Source organism: Atribacterota bacterium (assembly GCA_028717805.1).
GTDB lineage: Bacteria > Atribacterota > Phoenicimicrobiia > Phoenicimicrobiales > Stramentimicrobiaceae > Stramentimicrobium.
The window spans coordinates 1-9,930 of the sequence record JAQUNC010000056.1; the positions used below are offsets into that span (position 1 = coordinate 1).

Annotated in this window: 5 protein-coding genes; 2 read left to right on the forward strand and 3 right to left on the reverse strand. The window is 35.1% G+C overall.

Annotation, left to right across the window (positions count from 1 at the left end; genetic code table 11):
- Positions 1-218 precede the first annotated feature (218 nt).
- Positions 219-1,577 carry a TrpB-like pyridoxal phosphate-dependent enzyme gene (locus PHD84_09715; GenBank protein MDD5638074.1) on the reverse strand — a complete coding sequence of 453 codons (1,359 nt, stop codon included), beginning with the start codon at positions 1,575-1,577 and terminating at the stop codon, positions 219-221.
- A 989-nt stretch (positions 1,578-2,566) separates the two neighbouring features.
- On the opposite strand from PHD84_09715, the gene PHD84_09720 reads away from it, so the two are divergent.
- The gene (locus tag PHD84_09720; GenBank protein MDD5638075.1) at positions 2,567-6,943 is read left to right on the forward strand and encodes a translocation/assembly module TamB domain-containing protein; all 4,377 of its coding nucleotides are present in this window, start codon (positions 2,567-2,569) and stop codon (positions 6,941-6,943) included.
- A 34-nt stretch (positions 6,944-6,977) separates the two neighbouring features.
- Positions 6,978-7,499, forward strand: a complete 522-nt coding sequence (locus PHD84_09725; GenBank protein ID MDD5638076.1) for a Crp/Fnr family transcriptional regulator — start codon at positions 6,978-6,980, stop codon at positions 7,497-7,499.
- A gap of 189 nt (positions 7,500-7,688) precedes the next feature.
- On the opposite strand, the gene PHD84_09730 is transcribed toward PHD84_09725, so the two are convergent.
- Together PHD84_09730 and hcp are read right to left on the reverse strand one after the other, a co-directional pair.
- Entirely contained in the window at positions 7,689-7,913 is a 225-nt protein-coding gene (locus tag PHD84_09730; protein ID MDD5638077.1) for a hypothetical protein, read from the reverse strand.
- Between the two features lie 102 nt (positions 7,914-8,015).
- A complete protein-coding gene (gene hcp, locus PHD84_09735; protein MDD5638078.1) occupies positions 8,016-9,668 on the reverse strand; it encodes a hydroxylamine reductase in 1,653 nt (550 codons plus the stop codon).
- Positions 9,669-9,930 lie beyond the last annotated feature (262 nt).

Below are 9,930 nucleotides of genomic sequence, written 5' to 3' on the forward strand. Positions count from 1 at the left end.
ATCTGACCGGTTGAAAGAGACCAGAATTTTTTACTGCCGTAGCGAGGACATGTTTTCATACTCTCTTTATACTGATTTATCAACAGTTTTTCAAGGTTCTAAGTGCAACTTAAGTATGGGATTACCTATAATATTGGTTTGATAAAAATAAGTTAGAAAGTAAGAATCAACAGCGGATCAATTTTTTTAAGCCACCTGTAAAAACAGGTGGCTATACCTTATACTACAGGTAAATCATGTAAAGCTTTTTCGATTTTGTCCTGGGGATATTTATAGTCTTTCAGTTTACCGTCAAAATAAGCTTGATATGCTGCCATATCCACATGACCGTGTCCACTTAAGGCAAGAAGGATAGTTTTTGCTTCTCCGGTTTCTCGGCATTTAATTGCTTCCTCAATAGCAACTCGAATAGCATGGTTTGATTCTGGTGCACTGACGATTCCTTCGCTCCGTGCAAAATCAACTCCAGCCTGAAAGGTTTCCAATTGATGAACTGCCCTTGCTTCTACTAAACCTAAATTTAAAAGGTGGCAGATAATGGGTGCCATACCGTGGTAACGCAGTCCACCGGCATGAACAGGTGGAGGAATGAATCCATGTCCTAAAGTGTACATTTTCAAAAGAGGAGTCATACCTGCTTCATCACCAAAGTCATAGCGATAGGGTCCTCTGGTCAGGGTAGGGCAACTGTTGGGCTCAACATTAATAATTCTCAATTCTGGATGTAAACCACTTATCTTATCTTTGATAAAGGGTAAAAACATTCCAGCAGAATTTGAACCACCGCCCACACAACCAATTATAATATCAGGATATTCATCAATCTTTTCTAACATTATCTTGGCTTCCTGGCCAATAACTGTCTGGTGGAGCAATACATGATTAAGAACACTACCCAGAGAATAATGAGTATCATCTCTATTTACCGCTTCTTCTACTGCTTCGCTAATAGCTAAACCTAAGCTACCCGGACAATCTGGTTCTCTGGCTAAAACATTCTGACCAGCTTTAGTCTGTTCAGAAGGGCTGGGAATACAATCAGCACCCCATACCTGCATCATTACCCTGCGATAAGGTTTTTGCTCATAACTTATTCTCACCATATAGACCTTTATTTCAATGTCAAAACAGGCTCCGGCAAAAGCCAGAGCACTCCCCCATTGTCCCGCCCCGGTTTCAGTAGTAATACGGTTGATCCCTTCTTTTTTATTATAATAAGCCTGGGCTACAGCTGTATTAGGTTTATGACTTCCCGGAGGACTACTTCCTTCATATTTATAGTATATTTTAGCTGGTGTTTTTAAAGTCTTTTCCAGCTGTCTGGCTCTGAAGAGAGTAGTTGGTCTCCACAAACGATATATCATCCTAACTTCTTCTGGAATTTCAATATATGTTTCTGTACTCATTTCCTGCTTAATAAGTTCTACAGGAAATAATGGAGCTAAATCTTCCGGTTTGATAGGCTTTTTTGTTCCCGGATGTAATACTAATGGTAATGGCTCAGGTAAATCAGGTAAAATATTATACCAATATTGAGGCATCTCTTTTTCATCTAATATATACTTATTTCGTTCCATAATACATTCCTTTCCTTTATACTTATTTTTATACTTATATGATAAATTTCTATTGTTATTATCTATTAATAATTTTGTCACATCCCCCTTAAGGGGGACCAACCTCTCATCAATATTCCCATAAACATAATAGTCATTATCCATTACCTCCTTTCCTAGTTCTTTCCATGGTCCTTAGCAATCAATCTATTTCAGTAAAAAACTCTATTAAATAGCAGTGTTTTAGTAATACTCTAAAAGAAGTGGCGTTTTTTAATTGCCGCTTTTATATTCTCAATTTTTGCTTTTTCTCTTATCTATCTTTTCAGCAAATTTTTAACAGCAATATAGCCTCTTTCTTCGTACTTAAAGTACGAATATACTAAACTGGTATCTCTTAATCTTTCTGGTTTAAAAAAAAGACTTTTCATCCCCTTGCTACACTTAAGGGACGAAAAGTCTTTCGTGGTGCCACCCTTTTTAAACCGTTTTATTCTCAGCTAAAGAAAATAAAACGTTCTCTCTTTCAGGTTCGGTTAAGTTGGAACAAATAAAAAACCCTTCGTCAAGAGACGAAAGGTCAACTTTTTCGTGGTGCCACCCTCGTTGAAACAGAATGCTTAATAATACTTATCTGTTCCCGCTTAATAAAGTACAGGTATATCACTATACCGATACCATTTCCCGTTCACGGAGGAAAACCGTCGGTACCTACTCAGGAAATTGCCTTTTCAAACCGAAACTTATGGGTCCATTTGGTACAATTCCGGAACCGCCTCTCATCCTACACGGCTTTCTGTCTCCTGGTTAATATGTACTTATTTCCCCACGCTTAGTTGGTGTAATATTTTTCTTATTTTACCACCATTGTCAAGAATTACCTGACAGTATTTTTATTCTATATTAAAATGTTATGATATAATATTTAAAATGATAATGCACTGTTATAAAACCCTCAATAATAATCCTTTTCTTATGTAATATTAAATCTTTTATAGCAACTGATTATCATGAATTTTTTAAATCGGATCATGGGTGTTAAAACATTGAATGGCATAGCAGGCAAAAATAGATTAATATATATTTTTAGTGTTCTTCTATTGATTATAGCGATGGGTTTATTAATATCATATTTTTATATTAATAGTGAAAATTTCCGCATGAATGTAAAGTCTATTATCACAACACAATTAGAAGGTATGCTGGGGAAAAAGATAGAAATTGGATCTGTAGATACAATTTCTTTTCAATCAATACAATTATCTCATCTGGTAATATTTGAAAATAATCAGGATAAAGCAAATATTTTGTTTCAAACAGAAAAGTTAGAAGCTAGATATTCTCTTTTTTTCCCATTCTTTAAATGGAAAGGATGGCAGCTGAATATTAAAGAAATTACTTTCTTTAATGCTTATATAGAATTAACCAGAGAGATTACCGGGGAATTTGACCTGGTAAAAAAACTCAATTTAGATCCTGAATATTTACAGGAAAAAATAATTATTCAACAGATTAATTTTCAAAATAGTTACTTAGTTTATCAAGATGAATTAGTATTCCATTATAATCAAGATGCTCTTATCACTAAAGCAAAAGATATTCAGGGATATTTTGATTTAACTCACTTACCAAAAGTAGAATTTGATTTTGAGGGTATTCAAGATTCAGATCAAGCTTTCTTATCCTTAAGTGGATTATTTTTTATAAATAAAAAAGAATATTCTTTGGATTTCAATTTACAAAATGCAGATATCACCCATTTTCAGTATTATCTTGAAGCTGCTGAACAGTTCAATACTACACAGGGAAAATTTGATTTAGTACTCAATTTAAGCTTTTCTCCGGAATGGGAGACCAATGAAAGCTTCTGGCAAGGTAAAGCGACCTTTTATCATGCAAGCGCTAAGCCACTCTTCCTAAACCAAATACCTTTCCAGCAAATTAATGGTGAGGTCGTTTTTGCTAAACCAGAAATCACAATCTCAGGACTTAGTGGCCTTTACCGCGATAGTGTAGTTCAGTTAGAGGGAGAGATCTTAACTGAACCAGAAATATATTTTGACCTGAACATAGAAGGGGAGCAAATAAATACTTCTCTCCTCAGAGATGATATATCACTTTTTGTTGGTGAATGTAATGACTTTGCCCTGCAAGGTGAAGTTAATTTAACCGGAAATATAAACGGCCTGCCTGATGGTTTTTATATCAATGGTGCGGTAAATGCCTCTGAAATAATTATTGAAAAGATACTTTTCCCCAACATTTCAGGTAATTTTTCTTTAAACAGTGAGAGATTAATTATAAATGCCCTGGAGTCCTGTGATTCAAATTCCTCGATTTCAATTGATGGCCACCTGAATTGGTCTGATGAGATACCTTCTTACCAGTTTGCCATAAAGACTTTAAATCTATCCCTGCGGCATTCTCTATTTCAACAATTTCCATTCCTAGCAGAATTCTCAGGTAATATTGATAGTTCTTTGCAAATGGATAGCCAAAAACAGGATAATTCTGTATCTAACCTTACGGGTGACTTCACAATTAATAATATGGGGATGGGGAATTTTTCCTTGCCTGGCTCTTTAAGAGGCAGCATCAAATCAACTATGAATCTTTCTGATAAGTTGTTATCTATCGAGCAATGTGAGCTAGAATCTAGTGAGAGCAATGGTTCTCTCAAAGGAGAATTGCGATTTGAGGAGCTTATTAATTTTATATTGGATTTTGAATACCAAATACCTGACTTAGCAATTTATAGCAATTTTTTCGAACCAGAGGCGAAAATAGCAGGAAGTTTAACCTTTCAAGGTCAGGGAAAGGGAAGTATCCAGCAACCTGAAATAGATATTGAATTACAATGGTCAGAATTCTCTATCCAGAATACTCAGGTGGGAGAACTAACTGGAAAACTGGCTTATCAAAAGGATGTTTTATCGGTTGAATCGTTTAGTTTAACTAACCGGGAATTACAATTGTCCGGAGAGGGGAAAATTATTACCACACAAACAGATAAACCAGAAATTATTCTTTCTTACCAGCTCCACCCTCTGGTTATCAAGCCATTACTGGAAAGAGTGAAATATGCTATTCCTTTATCCGGCCAGACAGAAGGCAGTGGATACATCCAGGGTACCTGGCCTGAGTTAAAAATCAGTGGGAATCTACAATTAGAACAGATAGCCTACCAGGATTATCAGCTAGGACAGGGTAAAGTAGATTTCTATTTACAACCAGAGCAGATAGCTCCATCTGAAAGCCAGGAGGAAAATTCAGATAATTTTTTTGGCAGAATCAGCAATAATTATGCTCTTACTTTAGAAAACCTTGAATTGCAAAATGAAATGATTCAATTAAGCGCCAAAAGTCAGGCTACCATGGGAGAAAAACATACCTTTGCTCTGGAAATTGGATTTTCACACCAGGCATTTAACGAGATGATTGAGTATTTCTATCCAGCAGAAGAAAATATAAAAAGATTCTTACCTTCCAGAATAACCGGAGAAGCAACCTGTACAGGAAATAATGATGCGCAACAAATTTTGTTATCTTTCCTGCTCATACCTCAACAACAGGAAAACAATCCACCTTCCAGGTTAGAAGCAATGCTTACTGTGGATAAAGATGGTCTGAATATTTCCAATTTTCAGTTAATTCAGTCCGAAGGATTGCTTAAGGCAGAGGGAAAAATTGCCTCTAATGGGAGCTTGGATATCGGTTTTCAAGCTACACAGTTAGATATATCAACTGTAATGAGCCTAGTGCAGATAGATGAAGAAATAAAAGGTATTATGGACATTAAAGGTTTATGCACAGGGTCATTAGAGCAGCCCAATATATCAGTAACTACCCAAATCAAACAAGGCTATTTCCGAGAATTTAACTTCCAGAACCTACAGAGTGAGTTAAGGTGGAATAGCTTAACGAATCTATTAGAGATTAAGGAATTAACCATCGCCCTGGAGAAAGAATATCAGATAACTGCTCGAGGAACCATTCCTGTGGGAAGTTTGACTTATGCCAAGGGAGGAGAACTAGATTTACCTCCATCTTACCTGGATATTCCACTCGATTTTAAAATTAATATGGAGAAGGCTGATCTAAATTTATTAAAGGTATTCTGGCAAGATACTTTCTCGGAAATCACAGGAACAACGGACCTGAAACTTTCTTTAACTGGCACAGCTGACCATCCGATAGTAAATGGAACAATTAACATTTATCAGGGCATAATTCATCTTACCGAATTACCCGTTCAAATTGGAGAAATAAATAATACAGTAAAAATAATAAATAATAAAGTTATCATCCCATCCCTTCCTGTAATTGCTTATGAAAATCAATTTCACCTCTCAGGAGAATTGGAACTGATTCGTTTTTTTCCTGATAATATATCCTTTATCATAAAAAATGAGAACAAGAAAATCACCTATCAGGATATTTTAGAAAGTGAAGTCGACTTAGAGTTAATAATAAGCAATTCTATATTCTCTCCACATATAAGTGGCCAGGTATTTCTTACTAAAGGAGTATTGGCTGTTAAAGATTTATTGCAGATAGAAGAAGGTATGGATTTTTCATTTGCGTCCTCTGCACCCGGATACGATTCATTAGAACAGCTGGAAGTAAATATTGAATTAATTGATCCTTTTAAATTGCAAATGAACGATGCTGAAATTGACATAGGTGGTAAAATCAGCTTAAATGGCTCATTGGCAGATCCGACTCTCCAGGGAACCTTAACTTTAAAAAAAGGTTCTTTTATGTATTTTGATAAAAGATTTTCCATCTTAGATGGGCTGGTCACCATTAACGGCATAAATCCAACTGATATCGATCTAAATGCCAAAGCGCATACCACAGTTCAGGGTGTACAAATTAATATTAATGTTATAGGTAATCTTTCTAATCCACAGGTTCTGCTTTCCTCACAACCTGCTTTAAAAGAGACTGAGATTCTATCTTTACTAGCCTTTAATCGTAATATACAAGGTCTTTCTGAAGGGGAAATCGATCAGCTTCTCTCCCAGGAAATGGTTAATATTCTTTTTCAAAGTTTACAGATAAATCTATTTAGAAGAATGGAACGTGAACTTGCTGAAGGTTTGGGTCTTGAGTTTATCAGAATTTCTTTTAATTCTGAGGAAAATACTGATTCGCATTTCTTTTTAGAAGACCTGCACCTGGCTGATCTCACCTTAGAAGTAGGGAAAAATATTGGCGATGATTTATTCATTACTTATTCTACTCCTCTCGATTTTCATGGAGAAACAAGCCTTAGCTTGGATTATCAGCTCTCTTCTGATTTCACCTTTAGTACCCAATTGGAAACATATTCTTTAAAACAAGAAGATTATAAAATTAAATTTGGATTAGAAATTAGATTTTAATTTCTTAGCAGTACTTTTTAGTAAGGAATTTATTATGTATGACATTAAGCATGCGCTTGGACTTAATAAATTATTTAAGGATTTCAACAATAAGGAACTTATTAACTTTCTGATCAATGCTCAATATCAGATTAAGGATTATTCTGCAGGTCAAGTCATTGCTCTTGAAGGAGATACATTGACAAAAATTGGTTTGATCCTTGGTGGTAACACAGAAATCCAAAAAAGCCTTTCTTCTGGAAAAAAGATAATAATAAACCAGCTTACCACTGGTGATGTTTTTGGAGAAATAATTATTTTCTCAAATAAAAAAACATTCCCCTCTATGATAGTAGCAGTTCATAATACCAAAATTATGCTTTTTGATAAAATCAATATTATGAAGATATGTTTTCAAAATGAAAAATTTCTCAGGAATTTATTACAATTGTTATCGGAAAAAATCTTAATACTGGATTATCGTTTACGATTTCTAACAGGAGAAACCATTCGTCAGAAAATATGTCTTTACCTTTTAGAACAATATCAAGAACAAAAAAATTATGCATTCATTTAACTGATACCAGGGAAACATTGGCAGAACAATTTGGTGTTACTCGCCCTTCCCTATCAAGAGAATTACATAGAATGAAAAATGAAGGCCTAATTAATTTGTACAAGAACATTATTACTACCAACAATCTTTCTCTTATTGAACAAAATCTTTAATTTCTAAATCCTATTACTTATCAGGGAAAGTCAGTTATTAGATACTATTATCTTTTCTTTTATTCCTCTTTAAAATATAAGGATATAGAAACATAAATACACCAGTAATAGCTAAACCAAGCATGAAGACTCTTTGCCAGCGAAAAAAGAAATTATTTATTGGCATATTTCTGGTAAATACTATTACCATTAACGTTAAGACAACAAAAGGAATGGTAAGGTAGCGATGTATCTTCCGGCACAAAGTTGATAATTTTCTCATACTCTGACCTCTTATAAATTTGCCATAAAAGAATCATCCGGTAACTGGAAAAACTTAACTCAGTTACTGGACCTCATTTCTTAATATCCATTTTAGCTGGCTTTAATCGAGGAACATTTTTATATCCTCATCTACATTAGTAATGCCACCAATTTTAAACTTTTCTACCAATACATTAGCTACATTTGGCGATAAAAAAGCCGGTAAGGTAGGACCTAAATGAATGTTTTTCACTCCCAGATAAAGCAAAGCCAATAATACTATTACCGCTTTTTGTTCATACCAGGCAATATTGTAAGAAATAGGAAGCTGGTTAACATCATCTAATCCCAATATTTCTTTTAATTTTAAGGCAATTACTGCCAGGGAGTAGGAATCATTGCATTGCCCGGCATCTAATACTCTGGGTATGCCACCAATGTTACCTAAATCAAGCTTGTTATATCTATACTTTGCACAACCGGCAGTAAGAATAACTGTTTCTTGGGGCAATTTTTGAGCAAATTCTGTGTAGTAATTTCGGCTCTTCATTCTGCCATCACACCCGGCCATCACAAAAAATCTTTTAATTGCACCACTCTTGACAGCGTCAATAACTTTATCTGCCAGCTCAATAACCTGATTATGGGCAAATCCACCTATAATCTCTCCTTTTTCTATCTCTACAGGAGGAGAGCATTTTTTCGCCATTGCAATGATTTGTGAAAAATATTTTGACTGTCCTTTTTTCCTATCAGGAATATGAATCATTCCCGGATAACCAACTGTTCCAGTAGTAAATACCCGGTCTTTATAGCTGTCTCTTGGCGGGATAATACAGTTAGTTGTCATCAGTATCGGACCGTTAAATTTTTCAAATTCTTCGTTTTGTTTCCACCAGGAATTACCATAATTTCCTACAAAGTGTGCATATTTCTTAAATGCCGGATAATAATTTGCTGGCAACATTTCACCATGAGTATATATGTCAACTCCTGTATTCCTGGTCTGTTCAAGCAGTTCTTCCATGTCTTTAAGATCATGCCCGCTGATTAAGATGCCTGGATTATTTCGGACTCCTATATTAACCTTGCTAACTTCCGGATGGCCATAAGTTTCTGTATTAGCTTTATCCAATAAAGACATAGCCTCAACACCAAATTTACCGCACTCCATCACCCAACTTACTAACTCATCTATAGAAAGTGACTCATCTATAGTAGCAACTAATCCTTTTTGAATGAAATCATAAATTTCTTCATTTTCATAGCCTAGATTAAATGCATGTTCAGTATAGGCAGCCATTCCTTTAATACCATAAGTTAAAAGCTCCCTCAATGAGCGCTTGTCTTCATCATCAGTTGCCAGAAGTCCAACTTCAGAGGCATTAGCCTTCTCTTCAAAGTCAGAAGATTCATCTGCTTTCCAGGTTGCACAATCCGGCAGGTCCTGTATAGGCTCACCTCCAGCATTAAGGTATTGTTCTTTAATCTCTTCTCTAACATCAAAGCTTTCTTTGACTTTTTTAAGAAAATCTACCTTATCAAAATTGGCATTAGTGATGGTCATAAATAATGAGTCAATGATAAATTTATTTACTATTGAATTTTCTATTCCTAATCCACGCGCCTTGATACTGTACACAGAAATCCCCTTGCATACATAGATTAACAGGTCCTGCATATTTGCTACATCTGCTTCCTTTCCGCAAACACCTTTTCTGGTACAGCCAGTTCCTTTTGCTGTTTCCTGGCATTGAAAACAGAACATACTCATATTTTCACCTCCCAAAAACAATTTTTACATTTATTTTAACTAAGAGTACTAAAAAATACTGTAACAAATGTTACAAAAATTGTAATGCTCCCTATTAAGAGGACACATTTTAAGTTAGTACTTGCTCTTTATTTGTACCATATTCTTGATAATATTGACAAGGAGTTCGATAACCTAGACTCTGATGCGGGAAGTCCTGGTTATAGTTATCGACCCACTTTTCTAATGCTCTTTGAAAATCAAAAGGATGATCCCAGTCATA